Annotated in this window: 14 protein-coding genes and 1 riboswitch; of the genes, 10 read left to right on the top strand and 4 right to left on the bottom strand. The window is 63.1% G+C overall.

Annotated elements, in window-relative coordinates:
• The first annotated feature begins 17 nt into the window (after positions 1-17).
• The 3 genes from CIW50_RS11670 to ligA all read left to right on the top strand — a co-directional run bounded on the left by CIW50_RS11670 (position 18) and on the right by ligA (position 4,967).
• A complete protein-coding gene (locus CIW50_RS11670; protein ID WP_149531608.1) occupies positions 18-914 on the top strand; it encodes an outer membrane protein assembly factor BamD in 897 nt (298 codons plus the stop codon).
• A 13-nt stretch (positions 915-927) separates the two neighbouring features.
• Complete coding sequence (recN, locus tag CIW50_RS11665; protein WP_149531368.1) at positions 928-2,601, top strand: DNA repair protein RecN; 1,674 nt, start codon at positions 928-930, stop codon at positions 2,599-2,601.
• 212 nt (positions 2,602-2,813) lie between these two features.
• A complete protein-coding gene (ligA, locus tag CIW50_RS11660; RefSeq protein ID WP_149531367.1) occupies positions 2,814-4,967 on the top strand; it encodes an NAD-dependent DNA ligase LigA in 2,154 nt (717 codons plus the stop codon).
• A 742-nt stretch (positions 4,968-5,709) separates the two neighbouring features.
• Here the strand turns inward: ligA and CIW50_RS11655 are convergent.
• On the bottom strand, positions 5,710-6,468 hold the full coding sequence (locus CIW50_RS11655) for an SDR family oxidoreductase (protein WP_502707454.1): 759 nt from the start codon (positions 6,466-6,468) through the stop codon (positions 5,710-5,712).
• 120 nt (positions 6,469-6,588) lie between these two features.
• Between CIW50_RS11655 and ertE the strand changes: the two genes are divergently transcribed.
• Positions 6,589-7,854, top strand: a complete 1,266-nt coding sequence (ertE, locus tag CIW50_RS11650) for an N-carbamyl-l-glutamate amidohydrolase ErtE (protein ID WP_246664226.1) — start codon at positions 6,589-6,591, stop codon at positions 7,852-7,854.
• Here ertE and CIW50_RS11645 read toward each other — a convergent pair.
• Positions 7,851-9,839, bottom strand: coding sequence for a putative bifunctional diguanylate cyclase/phosphodiesterase (locus tag CIW50_RS11645; protein ID WP_149531365.1), 1,989 nt, complete (start codon positions 9,837-9,839; stop codon positions 7,851-7,853). The genes ertE and CIW50_RS11645 overlap by 4 nt on opposite strands.
• A gap of 270 nt (positions 9,840-10,109) precedes the next feature.
• Between CIW50_RS11645 and CIW50_RS11640 the strand changes: the two genes are divergently transcribed.
• Positions 10,110-10,625 (top strand): tyrosine phosphatase family protein, encoded by a 516-nt coding sequence (locus tag CIW50_RS11640; protein WP_149531364.1) that lies wholly within the window; start codon positions 10,110-10,112, stop codon positions 10,623-10,625.
• On the opposite strand, the gene cobS is transcribed toward CIW50_RS11640, so the two are convergent.
• Positions 10,615-11,379: an adenosylcobinamide-GDP ribazoletransferase gene (gene cobS, locus CIW50_RS11635; RefSeq protein WP_149531363.1), complete on the bottom strand. Its 765-nt coding sequence runs from the start codon at positions 11,377-11,379 to the stop codon at positions 10,615-10,617. The two genes, CIW50_RS11640 and cobS, sit on opposite strands and share 11 nt — an antisense overlap.
• Positions 11,380-12,435, bottom strand: coding sequence for a nicotinate-nucleotide--dimethylbenzimidazole phosphoribosyltransferase (gene cobT, locus CIW50_RS11630; protein ID WP_149531362.1), 1,056 nt, complete (start codon positions 12,433-12,435; stop codon positions 11,380-11,382).
• A gap of 99 nt (positions 12,436-12,534) precedes the next feature.
• Positions 12,535-12,725, top strand: a riboswitch (cobalamin riboswitch).
• Between the two features lie 109 nt (positions 12,726-12,834).
• Between cobT and CIW50_RS11625 the strand changes: the two genes are divergently transcribed.
• The 5 genes from CIW50_RS11625 to cobO are packed head-to-tail and all read left to right on the top strand — an operon-like array spanning position 12,835 to position 19,186.
• Positions 12,835-13,284, top strand: a complete 450-nt coding sequence (locus tag CIW50_RS11625; protein ID WP_149531361.1) for a DUF1636 family protein — start codon at positions 12,835-12,837, stop codon at positions 13,282-13,284.
• Positions 13,281-13,811 carry a bifunctional adenosylcobinamide kinase/adenosylcobinamide-phosphate guanylyltransferase gene (cobU, locus tag CIW50_RS11620; RefSeq protein ID WP_149531360.1) on the top strand — a complete coding sequence of 177 codons (531 nt, stop codon included), beginning with the start codon at positions 13,281-13,283 and terminating at the stop codon, positions 13,809-13,811. The genes CIW50_RS11625 and cobU overlap by 4 nt, the downstream gene beginning before the upstream one ends.
• Positions 13,812-14,825 (top strand): cobalamin biosynthesis protein CobW, encoded by a 1,014-nt coding sequence (cobW, locus tag CIW50_RS11615; protein ID WP_149531359.1) that lies wholly within the window; start codon positions 13,812-13,814, stop codon positions 14,823-14,825.
• Between the two features lie 15 nt (positions 14,826-14,840).
• Complete coding sequence (gene cobN, locus CIW50_RS11610; RefSeq protein ID WP_149531358.1) at positions 14,841-18,563, top strand: cobaltochelatase subunit CobN; 3,723 nt, start codon at positions 14,841-14,843, stop codon at positions 18,561-18,563.
• Positions 18,560-19,186 carry a cob(I)yrinic acid a,c-diamide adenosyltransferase gene (gene cobO / locus CIW50_RS11605; protein ID WP_149531357.1) on the top strand — a complete coding sequence of 209 codons (627 nt, stop codon included), beginning with the start codon at positions 18,560-18,562 and terminating at the stop codon, positions 19,184-19,186. Before cobN ends, cobO begins: the two co-directional genes overlap by 4 nt.
• Positions 19,187-19,221 lie beyond the last annotated feature (35 nt).

Raw genomic sequence — 19,221 nt, 5'->3', positions numbered from 1 at the left:
CGTCAGGTCTCAGATATATGTCGGCACAGCGCATTACGCTCGAATCCCGAGATTCACTGCTCACCCGTTTCGGCCGCCATGTGCGGTTGGCGTCGGGCCTCATCGTGCTGGCCGTGCCGCTGAGTGGCTGTGGCACCGGCGCGTTGTGGGACAAGTTCGGCACCAAGGACGACACCTTCGTCGAGGAGCCCGCCGACAAGCTTTACAATGAGGGCTTGTACCTCATGAACCAGAACAAGGATCCCAAGGCCGCCGCGAAGAAATTTGAGGAAGTCGATCGTCAGCATCCGTATTCGGAATGGGCGCGCAAGTCGCTGCTGATGTCGGCCTATGCGGCCTACGAATCCGCCGACTACGACACCTGCATCGGCTCGGCGACGCGTTACGTCACGCTGCATCCCGGCAGCCCGGATGCGGCCTATGCGCAGTATCTGATCGCGGCCTCGCATTACGACCAGATCCCGGACATCTCACGCGATCAGGGCCGCACCGAAAAGGCGATGGCCGCGCTCGAGGAAGTGGTGCGCAAATATCCGACCTCGGAATATGCGACCTCGGCCAAGAAGAAGCTGGAAGGCGCACGCGACCAGATCGCCGGCAAGGAAATGGAAATCGGCCGCTACAATCTCGAAAAGCGCAACTACACCGGCGCCATCAATCGCTTCAAGACGGTGGTGACGCAGTATCAGACCACGCGTCACGTCGAGGAGGCGCTGATGCGCCTGACCGAGGCCTATATGGCGATCGGTATTGTCGGAGAGGCGCAAACGGCGGCCGCCGTGCTTGGCCACAACTTTCCTGACAGCAAGTGGTACAAAGACGCCTACAATCTTGTAAAGTCCGGCGGTCTCGAGCCGAGCGAGAACAAGGGGTCTTACCTGAGCAGGGCCTTCAAGCGATTTGGCCTCGGTTAGGAACTGACCTCCCATGCTGGCCCGTCTGTCGATCCGTGACATCGTCCTGATCGAGCGGCTCGATATCGAGTTTTCCCGCGGTCTTGCAGTGCTGACCGGTGAAACCGGCGCCGGCAAATCGATTCTCCTTGATGCCTTCGCACTGGCCCTCGGTGGCCGCGGCGACGCCGGTCTTGTGCGCCACGGCGTCGAGCAGGGGCAGGTCACGGCCGTATTCGATCTGGCCAAGGGCCATCCGGCGCTGGCGATTCTTCGGGATAACGGGTTCGACGACGATTCCGGCGAGATGATCCTGCGCCGTGTGCAACTCGCCGACGGCCGCACCCGTGCCTTCATCAACGACCAGGCGATTTCGGTGCAGACCATGAAGGCGGTCGGCGCCGCTCTGGTCGAGATCCACGGCCAGCATGACGAGCGCGCCCTGGTGGACGCCGCCACCCATCGCCGGCTGCTCGACGCTTTTGCCGGGCTGGAGAAGGACGTTACCGCGCTGGAGACGCTCTGGGAGGCCCGCAAGACCGCCTATGCGGCGCTGGAGACCCATCGTGCCAATATGGAGCGCGCCGCCCGCGATGCCGATTATCTGCGCCACGCCGCCGATGAGCTGAAGAAGCTCAATCCGAAGGATGGCGAGGAGACGCAGCTCGCCGAACGCCGCACCGGCATGATGCAGGGCGAGAAGATCGCGGCCGATCTGCGCGAGGCGCAGGAGGCTGTGTCGGGCCATCATTCGCCGATCTCGTCTCTGGCCGCCGCCGTGCGCCGGCTGGAGCGGCGCGCGGGTTCGTCGCCATCGCTGGTCGAGCCCGCGGTGAAAGCGATCGATGTCGCCATCAACGCGCTGGAAGAGGCCGACCAGCATCTGACCGCCGCGCTCATCGCCGCCGATTTCGATCCTGCGGAACTCGAGCGCATCGAGGAACGGCTGTTCGCGCTGCGCGGTGCCGCCCGCAAATACTCCACACCGGTGGATGGCCTCGCAGCTTTGGCCGCGACATACTTCGCCGATGTCGCCACCATTGATGCAGGCGCCGGCCAGCTCAAGGGGCTGGAGAGCGCAGCCTCCGAGGCCGACAGGAAATACAGCGCTGCCGCCACGAAGCTGTCGGCGGCGCGCATCAAGTCCGCCGAGAAGCTCAACAAGGCCGTGATTGCCGAACTCGCGCCGCTCAAGCTGGAACGCGCCAAGTTCATCACCCAGGTCGATAGCGATGCGGCGACGCCGGGCCCGCAGGGTATCGATCGCGTCGAGTTCTGGGTTCAGACCAATCCCGGCACCCGCCCGGGCCCGATGATGAAGGTCGCCTCCGGCGGCGAACTCTCGCGCTTCCTGCTCGCGCTGAAAGTCGTGCTCTCCGACAAGGGCTCGGCGCCGACCTTGGTGTTCGACGAAATCGACACCGGTGTCGGCGGCGCCGTCGCCGACGCCATCGGCGCCCGCTTGGCGCGGCTCGCCGGCAAGGTCCAGGTGATGGCCGTCACCCACGCCCCGCAGGTCGCGGCGCGCGCCGACCAGCATCTGCTGATTTCCAAGGACGCCCTCGACAAGGGCAAGCGCGTGGCGACGCGCGTCAACACGCTGGCCAAGGATCACCGCCGCGAGGAAATCGCGCGGATGCTGGCGGGTGCAGAGATCACCGCCGAAGCGCGGGCGGCGGCCGAGCGGCTGCTTAAGGGCGCGGCGTAAGCCAAGCACTCGTCGTTCCGGGGCGCGCCAGAGGCGCGAACCCGGAACCTCAGCATGATAGCACTTTGCCTAGCCGCACGCTGAACGCGTCGAGATTCCCCGTCACTCCAATTGGAGTGGCGGAGGTTCGCGCGCGCAAGTGCTCACGCGTCCCGGAATGACAGTATTGGGCAGCCCGTTGTTGGCGCCTGCGCAACACGTTATTCTGGGCCATGGCGAAGACATCAAGAACCACTCCCCCCGATATCTCCACGCTCACCAGGCCCAAAGCCAAGGTCGAGCTGATGCGGCTGTCGCTGGAGATGGAGGGACACAACAAACGCTATTATCAGGACGACGCGCCGACGGTGTCGGACGCCGAGTACGACGCGCTGCGTCGCCGCGTCGAGGCGATCGAGGCGAAATTTCCCGATCTCGTCACCGGCGCCTCGCCGACGCAGACGGTGGGCGCCGCGCCGGCGCGTGGCTTCGCGAAAATCCAGCACGTGGTGCCGATGCTTTCGCTCGGCAATGCGTTCAGCGACGAAGAGGTCACTGAATTCGTGACCCGCATCCAGCGCTTCCTCAAGCTCGATGAAATCCCGGCGATCGTTGCCGAGCCGAAGATCGACGGCCTCTCGCTGTCGTTGCGCTACGAGAATGGCGAACTGATCCGCGCCGCCACCCGCGGCGACGGTTTCACCGGTGAGGATGTCACCGCCAATGTGCGCACTATCAAGGACATCCCTTCGACACTGAAGGGCAAGCACATCCCCGCCGCCTGCGAATTGCGCGGCGAGGTCTATATGCTGAAGAGCGATTTCCTTGCCCTGAATAAAAAGCAGGAAGAGGCCGGCGACACCGTGTTCGCAAATCCGCGCAACTCGGCAGCGGGCTCATTGCGCCAGAAAGACGTGGCGATCACCGCGTCACGTCCGCTGAAATTCTTCGCCTATGCCTGGGGCGAGATGTCGGATTATCCGATGCCGGAGCCGACCCAGCACGCGATGATCGGCTGGCTCGACAAGGCCGGCTTCACCGTCAATCCCGAGATCACGCTCTGCAAGAGCGTGGACGACGCGCTCGCCTTCTATCGGCGCATCGGCGAGATCCGCGCGAAGCTCGGCTATGACATCGACGGTGTCGTCTACAAGGTCGACCGCATCGACTGGCAGGCGCGATTGGGTTTTGCCGGCCGCGCGCCGCGCTGGGCGATCGCACATAAATTCGCGGCCGAGCAGGCGACGACGGTACTGGAAAAGATCGACATCCAGGTCGGCCGCACCGGCGCGCTGACGCCGGTGGCGCGGCTGACGCCGATCACGGTGGGCGGTGTCGTGGTGTCGAATGCAACGCTGCACAATGCCGATTACATCAAAGGCATCGGCAATGACGGCCAGCCGCTGCGCGACGGCGTCGATATCCGTGAAGGCGACACCGTGATCGTGCAGCGCGCCGGCGATGTCATCCCGCAGGTCGTCAATGTCGTCCTCGACAAGCGCCCGAAGAGTGCGAAGCCGTATGAATTTCCCGCCAAGTGTCCGGTCTGCGGCAGCCATGCGATCCGCGAGAATGACGAAGTCGTCACGCGTTGCACCGGCGCGCTGGTGTGTCCGGCGCAGGCGGTCGAGAAGCTCAAGCATTTCGTCTCGCGACTGGCCTTCGATATCGACGGGCTCGGCGACAAGCAGATCCAGGAATTCTACGACGAGGGCATCATCATGCATCCCGTCGATATCTTCACGCTGGCCAAGCGCGACGAGCGCGCCAACAAGAAGCTGCGCGACCGCGAGGGCTATGGCGAGACCTCGGTGCGTAACCTGTTTGCCGCCATCGACGATCGCCGCAAGATCGAGCTCAATCGCCTGATCTTTGCACTCGGCATCCGCCATATCGGCGAGGGCAATGCGAAACTGCTGGCGCGGCATTACGGATCGTTCGCGGCATTCCGCGAGGCGATGCTGGCGGCGGCAGCGGGGCAGGGCGAGGAAGGCAACATTTCCGAAGCCTATGCCGATCTCAATGCCATCGATGGCGTCGGCGAGATCGTCGCGGACGCGGTGGTCGAATTCTTCGCCGAGAAACGTAATGTGAAAGCGCTTGACGAGTTGCTGAGCGAGATCGAGGTGCTCGATGTTGCGCAGGCCAAGACCGATACGCCGGTGGCCGGCAAGACCGTGGTGTTCACGGGGTCGCTCACCAAATTCACCCGCGACGAGGCCAAGGCTGGGGCGGAACGGCTCGGTGCCAAGGTCGCAGGCTCGGTGTCGAAGAAGACGGATTACGTGGTGGCTGGCGAGGATGCCGGCTCCAAGCTCACCAAGGCGCGCGATCTTGGCGTGGCCGTGCTCACCGAAGACGAGTGGCTGGCGCTGATCGGGGGGTAGGGCGCCAAGACAGCGCCCAAACATTTTTTCCTATCCTCTGTTGACAGTATCTTCATCAGGTTTATATTCCCATTCGTCCTGCCCCACCGAGAGGGGCGATCGCGATCGTCACGTTCGCGGGGTGGGATGCGGTGGGCGCCGGAGATGCGGCGTCACGCGGTTCATGGGGGACGTCTGTCTTCGGGCAGGACGGATTTGCGCCAGCACTGCCACTGGCAAGGAGACGGCCGGCCTTGAGATGGAAAGACCCTCTGGACAGTGTGACGGACGACTTCATCCGAGGCGTTCGGTTCTTGGCTGCGCTAATCCGACCTCATCGCAATGGGGTCTAATAATGGTGGGTCTGAGGGTTCATCTGGAAAGCCGGGCACCCCGTCAAACACCGCGTGCGGAACGCTGGGCACTTGCCCTGCGCGTCCGAAAGTCCTGATGCATTCACTATTGCGGAAGACCGCATTCGCATCAGGCCCAAGGGTGCAACGGGCACCCGGCGTTCCGCACGCCCTCTCAACAGAGGGTGGGAATGCGAGAGACGACGGCGCCCCCGCGCCGCAAATAACAGGGTTGATGACGCATGTCTGAAGCGTATGTGTTGTCGAGAACAGTGGCTGTTTGAAAATCGAAGAAGCTGAGACGCGCAGGCGGTCGCGATATCCTCCCTCAAGCAGCGTAGCTGCGCAGTGGGTCTGGCGGATGAACCGTCCGCCAGACCCCACGCAAGTACGGGGAGGGACAAGAACCCTCACATCGCCAGAAAGCTGCGATTCCAGGTCGGGCTGATCAGCACCTCGTTGATGCAGACATGCGGCGGCATGCCGGCGATGAAGGCGATGGTCTTGCCGAGATCGTCGGGCTGCAGCATCCGCGCCATCACCTCGTCGCTCGGCGGCACTGGACGATTCTTCATGATCGGCGTGGCAACCTCGCCCGGTGACAGGCAGCAGGCGCGCAGCCCGTTGACGCATTCGTCCATGTTGAAGGAATGGGTCAGCGCCAGTACCGCATGCTTGGTGGCGGTGTAGGCCGGTCCCGTCATCTTTGAGACGATGCGCCCGGCCCATGAGGCGACATTGATGATGCAGCCGTCCTTCTGCGCGCGCATCGCGGGCAGCACGGCACGCATGCAATACATCACGCCGTTGAGGTTGATGTCGACGATCTGGTCCCAGCCGTCCTGCGTCACGTCTTCCCAGCTGCGCTTCGGCACATTGATGCCGGCGCTGTTCACCAGCAGGTCGATGCGGCCATGTTTGGCGAGGATGGCCTGCGCGACCTTGTTGACGTCGTCGGCATTGCTGACATCCAGCGCCATGGCTTCAACAGAATTGGCCTCCACGGGTTTGCCGCCGGCGCCGAGTTCGTCGGCCACGCCCTTCAGGACGTCTGCGCGGCGGCCGGAAATGACCACCGTCCAACCGTCCGCCAGCAGCGCCTCTGCACCTGCTCTGCCGATTCCGGTGCCGCCGCCGGTCACCCATGCAATCCTGGTCTTGCTGGTCACGATTTTCTCCCTGATCGTTTCTTGCTTCGCGATGTCCATCGTTTCTTGCGTCACGATGCCCAAAGTGTTCAACAATTACGGCACCAAAGCCAGTGCCGCCAATTCATGAGCCTCATGCCGATGATGCCGACCGACGCCAAGCCGCCTATCGATCAGAACCGCCTCTGGGATGACCACATGGCGCTCGCCGCCATCACCGATCCCGACAAGCCATGGACGCGGCGGTCGTTCTCGCAGCGCTTTCTCGAGGGGCGCGCGTGGCTGCATGAGCAATATATCGCGGCCGGCATGACGGTTCGGATGGATGCCGCCGCCAACGTGATTGCCCGGCTGGAAGGCAGTGTCGCGGGCCTGCCCCCGATCATACTGGGCTCGCATTCCGATACGGTGCCATCCGGCGGACGCTTCGACGGCATCTCCGGCATTCTCACGGCGCTGGAAGCGGTGCGCGCGTTGCAGGCTTCCGGCTACAAGCCGCGACACCCGATCGAGATCGTGGACTTTCTCGCCGAGGAGCCCAGCGAATACGGTCTGTCCTGCGTCGGCAGCCGCGCCATGGTTGGCGAGCTTGATGCCAGAATGCTGACTTACACCAACGCGGTCGGCGAGACGCTGGCCGATGCCATCAAGCGCATCGGCGGCGACCCCGCGGCCATCGCGGCGATGTCGAAGCCAAAATTCGTCGGCTATCTCGAATTGCACATCGAGCAGGGCGTCGTGCTGGAAAGCAAGAAGCTCGATCTCGGTCTCGTCACCGGGATCGCCGGTATCACCCGCGTCGAGATCGTGTTGAAGGGCGCCGCCGATCACGCTGGCTCGACGCTGATGGAATATCGCAGGGATGCGAGCCTTCCTGCCGCCGAACTCGTACTGCTCGTCGCACAGCAGGCCAACGCATTTGCGGCGCGCAAGCACGGCCACTTCGTCGCCACCACGGGGATCCTCGAGATCAGCCCGAATGCCGCCAACGTCGTTCCCGGCAGTGCGCGCCTGATCCTCGATATCCGTGCGGAGAAGGCCGCGCTGGTCGATGAATTCGTGGCACTGCTGGATCGCGAGAGTCTGGCCATCGCCAAGCGTGCGAAAGTCGATCGCGAACGCTTTGCACTGATCTCGCAGAATCCTCCAGCGCCGTGCGACGATCATCTGCTCGATATTCTCGGCCGCAGCGCAGCCAAGCTTGGCTATTCCACGACACGGCTGGCGTCAGGGGCTGGTCACGATGCCGCTTTCATGTCGCATATCGGTCGCAGCGCGATGCTGTTCATTCCGTCCAAAGACGGCAAGAGCCATTGCCCGGAAGAATGGTCGGAGCCGGAGCAACTGGCCATCGGTGCGGCGACGCTGTTCGAGGCGGTGCGGCTGCTCGACGGGCAGAACGACTAGCTGGCAGTGCGTTCGGCCAGCATGCTGAATTGAGCGGAGTGGAGATAATCCCCGACCTGCTCGATGTTCATCGGCTTGGCGAAGAAGTAGCCCTGCATGAAACGGCAGTCCTCCCTACGCAGGAAGTCGACCTGTTCGCCGGTCTCGACGCCTTCGACGATGCAGTCATGTCCGAGGCCGTTGCACAGTCCGATCATCGTGCGCAGGATCAGCCGTGAGGCATAATCTGTCTCGATCTTGCTGATGAAGCTGCGATCGATCTTGACCTTGTCCAGCGGCAATTCGCGAATGCAGCTCAGGCTCGAATAGCCGGTGCCGAAATCGTCGAGCGAAATACGTGCGCCAAGAGCTTTTAGGGCATTCAACGCTTCGGTTGCTTGCGCGAGGTTACCCATCACTGCGGTCTCGGTGATCTCGAAGTCGATGCGGCTCGCTTTGACGCCGCTCTGTTGAACGATACCGATGATCTTGAGGATCGACAGGGGTGAGGCGACATCAACCGCGGAAAGGTTGAACGAAATCCGGACGTGCTCCGGCCATGTCGCTGCACCTTCGAGGGCCTTGCGCAGCAGCAACGGGGTCAACTGACCGATCATGCCTGAGCGCTCGGCGGCGACAATGAAGCTCATCGGTGGAACGTTGCCGAGCTCCGGGCTGTTCCAGCGCGCCAGGGCTTCGAAGCTCGCGGGCTGCTGCGTTGTTGCGTCAATGATCGGCTGATAGGCGATCCACAATTCCCGATCGAGGTCGGCATTGGCCAAGGCCCTGCTCACGGAGCTGGCCTCGCGGATGTCGGCTTCATGTTCTGCAGAAAACCGGACGGCGTTGCCACGCTTGTGCTGCTTGGCAAAAAAGAGCGCGTAATCGGCGCGCTCGAACAAATCCTGCGCGGTCTTGGCCGTGTCCGGAAATTCGGCATATCCGATCGAGCAGCGGATGCGTACCGCAATGTTCTCAATCTCGAACGGGATATCGAACAGATTCTCGATGCTCTCTTCCGCTTCAACAATTGCATCCGGGTCGAGCAACTGGTCGCTGAACATGACGAATTCGTCGCCGCCCAGTCTGCCCAGAAACACGTGAGGGGCAAGATGTGCGCGCAGTCTGTCTGCGACCTCGACCAGCAAGCGATCACCCATGCAGTGCCCATGGATATCATTGATCGGCTTGAAGCCATCAAGATCCAGGATACCGAGCAGCAGGCCGCCGCCACGATGCTCAGTATTGACAATGCCACGTTCAAGCTCGGCAAAGAAGTTCCGGCGATTGGGGAGACCGGTGAGGCTGTCGATATTCGAATTCCGAAAATTCGTGTCGCTCAGCAACTGTAGTTCGGCCTGCTTGATACGCAGCGCTTTCTCAGAATTCACCCGCTTCTCGAAATCGGAATAGTTGCCGAGCAGCATGAAGAGAATGGCGCCGATGACCACGACGAAGTTGAAGGCGATGGAGACAAAGACAGTATTGCCACTCGATCCGAAGAAGAATGCGAAGGGCAGGACAACAAGCGTCGTCACGATGAGCGCTGCCGCGCGCAGATGCATGAGGCAAAAGCCGCAGCCGATCGATGTCACGGCCATAAAGAACGCAATGTGGCTTTTGCTATAGGCGTCGCCATAGGGAAACAGGCTGAGGCTCCAGGCAGAGAACGCGACGCCGAGAATGCCGGCAAAGATGATCGAGCCGGTGAGCTTTTCCACGGCCTGGTTGAGTGACAGCGTGGTGTTCCGCGTTCTCAACCAGCTCAGCATCCGCATCACACAGATTGCGGCGAATGCGACAGGGAGATACACGGTAAGCAGATATGGCGCAGTGCCATAAAAGGTAATCGCAAGTGCCGTCGTGTTGACGACCACCAGCGCATACATCATCGGCACCTGACGGGTGAAGGCAGCGAGTTTCGCCTCCACCAGCTCGGGGTTTTCGCGCGGCACGCGGAAGATCGTTCGGATTTGCGATGCCGCCATTTCGAAGTAGTTCAGCATCGTACCGTCCTGGACTCTGCGCTGGTGCGTTAGATACCTATCGCAACTTCTTTAAGATTGGCCTGCCTCGATTACCGAAAGTTCGAGAAGGTAACCGATTGTTCCGATTGGTGTATTTCCTTCTGTTTACGATGGTGCAGGTGCGAAAAGGCCGGAAGTGGTATTAAGAAACCGACCTTGCATCAGCGACATCGCAGCGGCATGAGGTTGAAGAAGGTCCATCCGCCGTGGGTGAGAGGAAGGACATGACAGCAACGAGCAGGTGTTCGAATGATCTATGTGAGCTCGCTCGGAGGCCTTGCTGCTGTGGCAGACACGCTGCCGTCCTTCGATCTGCTGACACTGCTGTCGCCGACGGCGACTGCGCGCAACTGGAGCGGATTGGCGCGTGAGCGCCATGTGGAGCTGACCTTTCACGATATCGTCGAAGCGACGCCGGACCTGATCGCGCCCGATGCCGTCGTCGTGGATACCATTCTCGAATTCGGCCGCGGCAGCGTCGTCGAGCGCCCGATGCTCATTCACTGCTGGGCCGGTATCAGCCGTTCCAGCGCGGCGGCCTATGCAATCGCCTGCGATCGCAATCCGGGCTACGAGGCCGCAATTGCAGATGAGCTACGCAAGCGTTCGCCTTATGTGACGCCGAACAGATTGATGGTGCAGCTCGCCGATAAACAATTGAACCGCGAAGGCCGTATGGTCGAAGCGATCGCCCGCATCGGCCGCGGCGCCGACGCCTTTGAAGGCGAGCCGTATCAGCTTCCGCTGACGTGGCCTATCGGATGATGGCTGCGACGCCGAGCAGAAATCCGATCTCGAATAATTGCTCGACGGCACCGAGCACATCGCCGGTGTAACCGCCGATCAGACGGCGCGACCAGAGCGCGAGCAGCATGGCGAGGGCTGCGCCGAGCAGAAGTCCCGCAACGAGCGATGCCAACGAGACGAGCGCCAGCGGGATCGCTGCGCATGCGACGACGATGAGCGCAAAGATCAACTCTTCGGATTGTACAGGTGCGTCGGCGTAGGAAACCTTCATCGTATTGGTGTCGCCGCTATAGGGCAGGCGGTTCATGACGAAAGCCGGCATGGCGCGTGCTACGGCATGGACAGCAAGGAGAGCTGCCGCGCCGGCCCAGACAGGCAATGTGGTCAGCGCCGCGATACGCAGCGCCGTGCCGAGGCCAAGCGCCAGCGCACCATAGGTGCCGATGCGGCTATCCTTCATGATGGCGAGACGCTTCTCGATGGTCCACCCCCCGCCGAAACCGTCAGCGGTGTCAGCCAGGCCGTCCTCATGCAGTGCGCCGGTCAGGACGATACTCGTGGCGACGGCCAGCAGGGCAGCAATCAGTGGCGACCAGAATTCGCTGGCGACGAGAAATACGATCGCCGATGCGGCGCCGATGCCGGCACCGACGAGAGGAAAATACTTCATCGCACGCGCAAGCCAGTCAGGTGCTGGTGCGTCGGCAGACGCCGACACAGGCAGCACCGTCAAAAAACGGATCGCATTCAGCAGATGCGGATCCGGTCTCATTTAGATTTTTCCGGCCAGCACGTCGTCGAGGCTGGCGACGTCGGTCAGCATGCGCGCGGCGGCACGGACCAGCGGCACCGCAAGCAGTGCACCGGTGCCTTCACCGAGGCGCAGCCCGAGATCGAGCAGCGGCCTGGCTTCCAGTGCGCTGAGGACGATGTCGTGGCCGCGTTCGGCCGAACGATGTGCGAAGACGCAGTAGTCGCGTGCAGCCGGGGACAGGCGAACAGCGAGCAGTGCCGCAGCGCTGGAGATGAAGCCGTCGATGATCACCGGCCGCCGTTGCGAAGCCGCGCCGAGGATCGCTCCGGTCATGCCGGCAATTTCCAGTCCGCCGAATTCGGCCAGCACATCCAGCGGTGCGGTCACATTGCTGCGCGCCGCCGCCTTGGCGATCGCCGCGCGCTTGCGCGCCATGCCGGCGTCATCCTGCCCGGCGCCGACGCCGATGCAATCATCCAACGGTGCCGGCGCGAGCCGATGCACCACCAGCGCCGAGGACGCCGTATTGCCAATTCCCATTTCGCCGAGCGCGATGATGTCGGCGCCGGCCTTGATTTCGCCGACGGCAATTCTGAAGCCGCGCGCCAACGCATCGGCCGCGTGTTCTGCGGTCATCGCGGGCTCACGCGCAGCATTGGCCGTGCCCATGCGCACCTTGGCGTCGATCAGCTTCGGGTGCACCGGCAATTCGGCGGCGACACCGATGTCGATCACGCGCACACCGATGTCATTGGCCGCGGCGAAAGCATTCGCTGTGGCGCGGCCGGCCAGATAGGTCATCACCATTGCAACGGTGACAGCCGACGAATATTGCGACACGCCCTCGGCGACGAGCCCGTGATCCCCTGCGAATACCAGCAGCACGGCATTGTCGCCGCGCGGTTCGCCCGGATGCCGGATCATGCCGAGCTGAAGCGCCAGGTCCTCGATTCGTCCCAACGATCCCGGCGGTTTGGCCTTGCCGTCGATGACGGCGCGGATGCCTGCCGCGATCTGCGGGTCGACGGGCGCAATGGCGGGTGGCTGCCACAAGGACTGAGAATGGGCGGACATAGGGTTCCTTTTCGCGGCCTAACTGACGCAAGACGGCCTGCAAGGTCAACAGCTCCGGGCGGTAGCTTGCCGGCGTGGTTGACCCCGGCGCACCCGGCAGATAGCGTCTTTTGCGATGGTCCTTCCGTGTGGAAGGTGAATAGGGAAGCCGGTTTGAGGCCGGCGCTGCCCCCGCAACTGTAAGCGACGAGCCCGCGCCGGTGCCACTGGGAATTCTTCAGAATTCTTGGGAAGGCGGCTGCAGGCTTTGACTCGCGAGCCAGGAGACCTGCCATCACGAACTGTGCTTTGGAGGCGTCGTCGGGGCGGGGTGCACCGGACGGGAGCGAACCGACGGCCGTGCTGTCGGCGCGATCCAACAAAGCTCGTAGGCCCGCGAGGGCATGAACTGAGCATGTAATGGATCACGACAACGCCGACATCTCTGGCGAACAGATTCCGGTCGAACCGCCGCGCCCCGTGCCGACCGGGCCTGTCGTCGTGAGCGTCTGCATCAGCTGCAAGGCTTCCGACACTGGCGCCATCGTTGGCCCGGATATGTTCGATGCCGTGAAGGCCGCACTCGGCGATGGCGCTGCCGCCGTCATGGTGCGCCCGGTGCAGTGTCTCAGCGTCTGCAAGCGGCCGGCAACGGTCGCGGTGACGAGCCCTGATGGCTACACGTTCCTGTTCGGCGACCTGCAGACCGACAGCGGAAGTGCCGCGCTGGTGTCTTTCGTCGAGTCCTATCAAAAATCCGACTACGGCCTCGTACCTTGGCGCGAGCGCGCCGAGGTGTTGCGCAAGGGCATGGTTGCGCGCGTGCCGCCATTACGTTGGTCGCCCGAAGACGGGCGTGCGCCGAAATGACCGCCGCTACAACAACACTGGTGCTGGGCGGTGCGCGCTCCGGCAAGTCGTCCTTCGCCGAAAGGCTGGTCGATGGCATTGGCCTGACGAAGATCTATCTGGCCACGGCAACGGCGGGTGATGACGAAATGCACGCCCGCATCGCGCAGCATCGAAACCAGCGCGGCGAAGGCTGGATCACGATCGAAGAGCCGCTAGCGCTGGTCGATGCGCTGACGCGCGAGGCCACGGTCGGGCGCGTCGTGCTGGTGGATTGCCTGACATTGTGGCTGTCGAATTTGGTGTTTGCTGAGCGTGATCCGGAGATCGAGGCAAAGCGCCTCGTGCGGTTCCTCGACGTCTCGCGCTACCCAATCGTCTTCGTGTCCAACGAAGTCGGTCTCGGCCTCGTGCCGGACACCCCGCTCGGCCGCGCTTTTCGCGATGCGCAGGGCCGGCTCAACCAGATTATCGCGGCCGCAGTGCCGAATGTTGCTTTTGTTGCAGCCGGGCTTCCGCTCTGGCTCAAGCATTCCCAGGAGAATTGAATGTCCCGCGTTCCCGTCACCGTCCTCACCGGATTTCTCGGCGCCGGCAAGACCACGCTGCTGCGCTCGCTGCTGACACAGGCCGACGGCCGTCGCATCGCCGTGATCGTCAATGAATTCGGCGATGCCGGCTTTGATGGCGGTCTTGTCGAAGAATGCGCGGCGAAAGCCTGCGCACCCGGCGATATTGTCGAGCTCACCAATGGCTGCATCTGCTGCACCGTGGCCGATGATTTCGTGCCGACCATGGACAAGCTGTTGTCGCGTGAACGCCCGCTCGACGCCATCGTCATCGAGACGTCGGGTCTCGCGCTGCCGCAGCCGTTGCTGAAGGCTTTCGCATGGCCCGCGGTGAAGACCCGCGCCACTGTCGATGGCGTCGTCACTGTCGTCGACGCGCTGGCGCTTTCTGAAGGCCGTGTCACGCTGGATGAAGACGCCGTTGCCGAGCAGCGCGCCAAGGACGAGGGCATCGAGCACGACGATCCCATCGAGGAAGTGTTCGAGGACCAGCTCGCTTGCGCCGACCTCGTGGTGCTGTCGAAAAGCGATCTCGTCGCTCCAGAGAAGCTCGCCGAGATCGAAGCCAAGTTGAAGGCCATGTTGCGCCCCGGTGTCAGCATCGTGCGCTCAAAGGGCGATCTCGCGCCATCGGTGCTGATCGGCCTTAACGCCGCCGCTGAGGACGACATGGCCGCCCGCGTCGGTCATCACGGCGAGGAAGAAGAACACGACCATGACGATTTCGACAGCATCGTCGTCAGGCCCACCGCTGCGGCCAGCATCGACGCGATGCGCGCACGGATCAGCGACGCACTTGGCCTCGACGGCGTCCTCCGTGTGAAGGGCCATGCCCGCATCGCCGATAAATCCGCGCCGATCGTGGTGCAGGCCGTTGGCGCCCGCGTCGATCTCGCCTTCGCTCGGCCGGATGTGGCGCAGGCCGAGCACCTCGTGGTGATCGGCCTCAAGGGATTCGACGGCGACGCCGTGCGAAGGGCACTCGCCGGGTAACGCAGGTTCACCCGCATGCATCTGAAGCTTGATACCTCCGGCAGCATTGACTACGGCGACGTCGCCCGCGATCTCGGGCAGGACACTGCCGATATCGTCGTGCTGTCGGCGGCGGACAGCGATCTGGCGGCGTTCAACGCGGCGCATGCGATGCTGCCGGGCGATTTCCCCAGCGTGCGCTTCACCAACATGCTGGCGCTCGGTCATCCTGCGTCGGTCGATCTCTATGTCGAGCGCACGCTGGCCAGGGCGAAGATCGTCGTGCTGCGTATGCTCGGCGGTATCAGCTATTGGCCCCATGGCGTCGAGAGCCTGCGCAGCGACGCACTGAGTCGCGGCGCCAGGTTCGCCTGTCTCCCGGGCGAGATGGACTGGAATGCCGAACTGGCCGCGCGTGGCACTATCAGCAGCGACGACACCCACGCACTCTGGCGTTATTGCAGCGAAGGTGGTTTCGACAACGCGCAGCTCGCATTGCGTTACGCCGCGCATCTGATCGGCTACGGAGAGAAACCTCCCGCTGCGCGCCCGATGCCCTCGGCCGGCTTCTGGCCCAGCGAGCCTGCGACGGCTGAGCGACCGAATGCGATTGTGATCTTTTACCGCGCGCTGGTGGCAGGCGGTGACACGGCTGCAATCGAGGCGCTGCGCTTGTCGCTGGACGCGCGCGGTCTCAACGCCGTGTGCCTCTATGTCACGAGCCTGAAGGACGAGCGCTCTGCTGCTTTCCTGCGTGCAGCGCTGGCGGCCTATCCACCGGATATCATCATCAATGCCACGGCCTTCGCTACCGCGACGGCGCATGACGATGCCGGCGTGTTGTCGGCATCAGGCTGTCCGATCCTTCAGGTTGCGCATGCCGGCATCTCGCGCGCCAGCTGGGAAGCATCGACCCGAGGCCTTGCACCACGCGATCTGGCGATGCATGTAGTCCTGCCGGAAGTCGATGGGCGCATCTTCGCCAATGCCATCGCCTTCAAGGAACGTGGCACCAGCGACGGCGGCTTTGCACCGACCACACTGCAGCCTGTGCAGGATCGCATCGATGCGACCGCCGATCTGGCGCGCGCCTGGGTGCGCTTGCGCCGAACCTCCGCGAGCGAGCGTCGCGTCGCGCTGATCCTGGCCAATTATCCCAATCGCGATGGACGCCTTGCCAATGGCGTGGGCCTCGATACGCCGCAGAGCCTGGTCGATGTGATCGCCGCCATGGGCGAGGCCGGATATGTCGTAGGCGGCGCGCCCGACACGACGGCCGCGATGATGCAGCTATTGCAGCAAGGGCCAACCAATGCGCTCGCCGGTCGCGCGGAACGAAGCGGTGGCGTGACCTGGTCGCTGGGCAACTATCGCACGGCCTTTGCGACGCTGCCGACCAATGTGCGGGCTGCTATCGAATCACGCTGGGGCAACGCCGAGAACGATCCGCATGTGGTCGATGGCGCCTTCCGTCTCGGTCTGCATCGCTTCGGCAACGTGACCGTCGGCGTGCAGCCGGCGCGTGGTTACAATATCGATCCGAAGAGCACCTATCACGATCCCGATCTGGTGCCGCCGCATCACTATCTCGCATTTTATCTCTGGCTGCGCCGCGACTTCGATACCCATGCGATTGTGCATCTCGGCAAGCACGGCAATCTCGAATGGCTGCCGGGCAAGAGCGCCGGGCTGTCGGCCGATTGCCTGCCCGATGCCGTGCTCGGTTCGCTGCCGCATCTCTATCCGTTCATCGTCAATGACCCCGGCGAGGGTATCCAGGCCAAACGCCGTGCCTCCGCAGTGATCATCGATCACTTGACGCCGCCCATGACTCGCGCCGAACTGCACGACGATCTGGCGCGGCTGGAGAATCTGGTCGACGAATACGCCATGGCGACCGATCTCGACCCCAAGCGCGCTGCCGTGATCGCCGAAGACATCCTGTCGCTCGCCCGCGCGCAGCAGATCGATGCCGACGTCAATGTGACCCGCGACACGCCGACCGGCGAGGCGCTGCGCGCGCTCGACGCGCATCTGTGCGATCTCAAGGAGATGCAGATCCGCGACGGGTTGCACATCTTTGGCCGCGTGCCCGAGGACGCGCAGCGCAATGATCTCTTGGTGTCCATCGCGCGCCTGCCGCGTTCGGAGATCAAGCCGCAGGATGCGTCACTGCATCGCGCACTAGCTGCCGATCTCGGGCTTGGTGCGTTCGATCCTCTGACCCGCGATATGGCCGATGACTATCTCGGCCCGCGCCCCGGTGTTCTTGCCGATGTCAGCAATGCAGTGTGGCGCACGACAGGTGACACAATCGAACGAATCGAAGGGCTGGCGCTGCAACTGGTCTCCGGCAAGCTGCCCTGCGATACCGCCTGGACGCGCACTACCGATGTACTTCACTGGATCAATGCGAAACTGCGACCCGCCATCGATGCCTGCGGTGGCGCGGAGACGGCTGCATTCCTCAAAGGCCTCGACGGTCAGTTCATTCGCCCCGGCCCATCCGGTGCGCCGACGCGTGGACGCCCTGACGTTTTGCCGACCGGACGTAACTTCTTCGCGGTCGATGTCCGCGCGGTGCCAACGCCATCCGCATGGCGCATCGGACAACTTGCGGCGGAGCGGCTCGTCGAATCCTATTGGCAGGAGGCCGGCGAATGGCCGCGCGCGATTGCGCTGTCGGCCTGGGGCACGGCCAATATGCGCACCGGCGGCGACGACGTCGCGCAGGCATTGGCGCTGATTGGCGCGCGCCCGCTATGGGAGGAAACCTCGGGCCGCGTCACCGGCTTTGCGATCACACCACTGTCGGAACTGAAGCGCCCGCGCGTCGATGTGACCTTCCGTGTCTCAGGCCTGTTCCGCGACGCGTTCCCGACCCAGATGGACATCATCGGCTCAGCCGTGAGTGCCGTGGCCGAACTCGACGAACCCGATGACGCCAATCCCATCGCGGCCAATGTCCGCGCACGTGCCCGCACGCTCGAAGCCAGCGGCATGACCTGCGAGATTGCGCGCCGGCAGGCGACGCGCCGTGTGTTCGGCTCCAAGCCCGGCGCTTACGGTGCGGGCCTGCAGGCACTGATGGACGAGGGTGGCTGGAATAACCGCGCCGACATTTCCGAGGTCTATCTCGATTGGGGTGGCTATGCCTATGGCAGCGGAACTGACGGCGAGGATGCGCGCGGTGAATTTGCCGAGCGGCTGAAGGGCATCGATCTCGTCGCACAGGCGCAGGACAACCGCGAGCACGACATTCTGGATTCCGACGACTATTACCAGTTTATCGGGGGGCTCGCAGCGACTGTGCAGACGCTGCGCGGCTCGGCGCCGCGCGTCGCCCACATCGACACGTCGCGGCCCGAAGCGCCAATCGCGCGGCCACTGGCACATGAGATTTCGCGCGTCGTGCGTGGCCGCGGCGCGAATCCGAAATGGATCGCTGGCGTGATGCGTCACGGCTACAAAGGCGCGTTCGAGATTGCGGCGACGGTGGATTATCTGTTCGGCTTCGCGGCATCGACCGACGCCGTCGCCAATCACCATTTCGATCAGTTGTTCGCGTCCTACCTGGAGAATGACGAAGTCCGCGCCTTCATGGCCTCTGCCAATCCCGCGGCGTTGCGCGAGACCGCGGCGCGCTTTGCCGAAGCCATTCGCCGGGATCTGTGGACGCCGCGTTCCAATCGCGCCGCCGATCTGATCGCCGAAATTCTGCCGCAGGCACATAAAGAGATCGCAAAGGAAATCGCATGACCGAAGCTGTCCACGACGACGAGGAAAACGCCCGCCACAAGATCAAGGCGGCCAAGCACAAGGCGGCCAAGGACAAGATCATGGCGACCAAGGTCGGCGAGAAGGGCCTGTTGATCGTCCATACCGGTACCGGCAAGGGCAAGACCTCGGCCGCGCTCGGCATGGTGTTCCGCCATATCGGTCACGGCTATCCTGTCGGCATCGTTCAGTTCACCAAGTCGCCGGAATGGGACACTGGCGAAGCGCGGCTGCTGAAGACCTTCCCCGAATTGGTCACGCTGCACATCATGGGCGAGGGCTTCACCTGGATCACCCAGGACCGTGAGCGTGATATCGCTGCTGCGACTGCGGGCTGGGAGCGCGCCAAGGAGATGATCCGTGACGACCGACATCGTCTGGTGCTGCTCGATGAGCTCAATATCGTGTTGCGTTACGACTATCTCGATCTCAACGAGGTGCTGACATTCCTGCGCGACGAGAAGCCGGCCGACAAACACGTGGTCATTACCGGCCGCAATGCCAAGCCCGAGCTCATCGAGATGGCCGATCTGGTCACCGAGATGACCCTGATCAAGCATCCGTTCCGCGCCGGTATCAAGGGCCAGAAGGGCATCGAATTCTAAAGCATGATCCCGAAAAGTGGGCACCGGTTTTCGGA

The sequence above is a fragment of the Tardiphaga sp. P9-11 genome (assembly GCF_008329525.1).
Classification (GTDB): domain Bacteria; phylum Pseudomonadota; class Alphaproteobacteria; order Rhizobiales; family Xanthobacteraceae; genus Tardiphaga.
The sequence above is the reverse complement of the archived record's forward strand: the minus strand, read 5'-3'. Positions and strand labels throughout refer to the sequence as shown.

Excerpts from the sequence above, each read along its gene's own strand:
- CIW50_RS11670 (WP_149531608.1), top strand. The coding sequence starts at position 18 with ATGTCGGCACAGCGCATTACGCTCGAATCCCGAGATTCACTGCTCACC.
- recN (WP_149531368.1), top strand. The coding sequence starts at position 928 with ATGCTGGCCCGTCTGTCGATCCGTGACATCGTCCTGATCGAGCGGCTC.
- ligA (WP_149531367.1), top strand. The coding sequence starts at position 2,814 with ATGGCGAAGACATCAAGAACCACTCCCCCCGATATCTCCACGCTCACC.
- ertE (WP_246664226.1), top strand. The coding sequence starts at position 6,589 with ATGATGCCGACCGACGCCAAGCCGCCTATCGATCAGAACCGCCTCTGG.
- CIW50_RS11645 (WP_149531365.1), bottom strand. The coding sequence starts at position 9,839 with ATGCTGAACTACTTCGAAATGGCGGCATCGCAAATCCGAACGATCTTC.
- CIW50_RS11640 (WP_149531364.1), top strand. The coding sequence starts at position 10,110 with ATGATCTATGTGAGCTCGCTCGGAGGCCTTGCTGCTGTGGCAGACACG.
- cobS (WP_149531363.1), bottom strand. The coding sequence starts at position 11,379 with ATGAGACCGGATCCGCATCTGCTGAATGCGATCCGTTTTTTGACGGTG.
- cobT (WP_149531362.1), bottom strand. The coding sequence starts at position 12,435 with ATGTCCGCCCATTCTCAGTCCTTGTGGCAGCCACCCGCCATTGCGCCC.
- CIW50_RS11625 (WP_149531361.1), top strand. The coding sequence starts at position 12,835 with ATGGATCACGACAACGCCGACATCTCTGGCGAACAGATTCCGGTCGAA.
- cobU (WP_149531360.1), top strand. The coding sequence starts at position 13,281 with ATGACCGCCGCTACAACAACACTGGTGCTGGGCGGTGCGCGCTCCGGC.
- cobW (WP_149531359.1), top strand. The coding sequence starts at position 13,812 with ATGTCCCGCGTTCCCGTCACCGTCCTCACCGGATTTCTCGGCGCCGGC.
- cobN (WP_149531358.1), top strand. The coding sequence starts at position 14,841 with ATGCATCTGAAGCTTGATACCTCCGGCAGCATTGACTACGGCGACGTC.
- cobO (WP_149531357.1), top strand. The coding sequence starts at position 18,560 with ATGACCGAAGCTGTCCACGACGACGAGGAAAACGCCCGCCACAAGATC.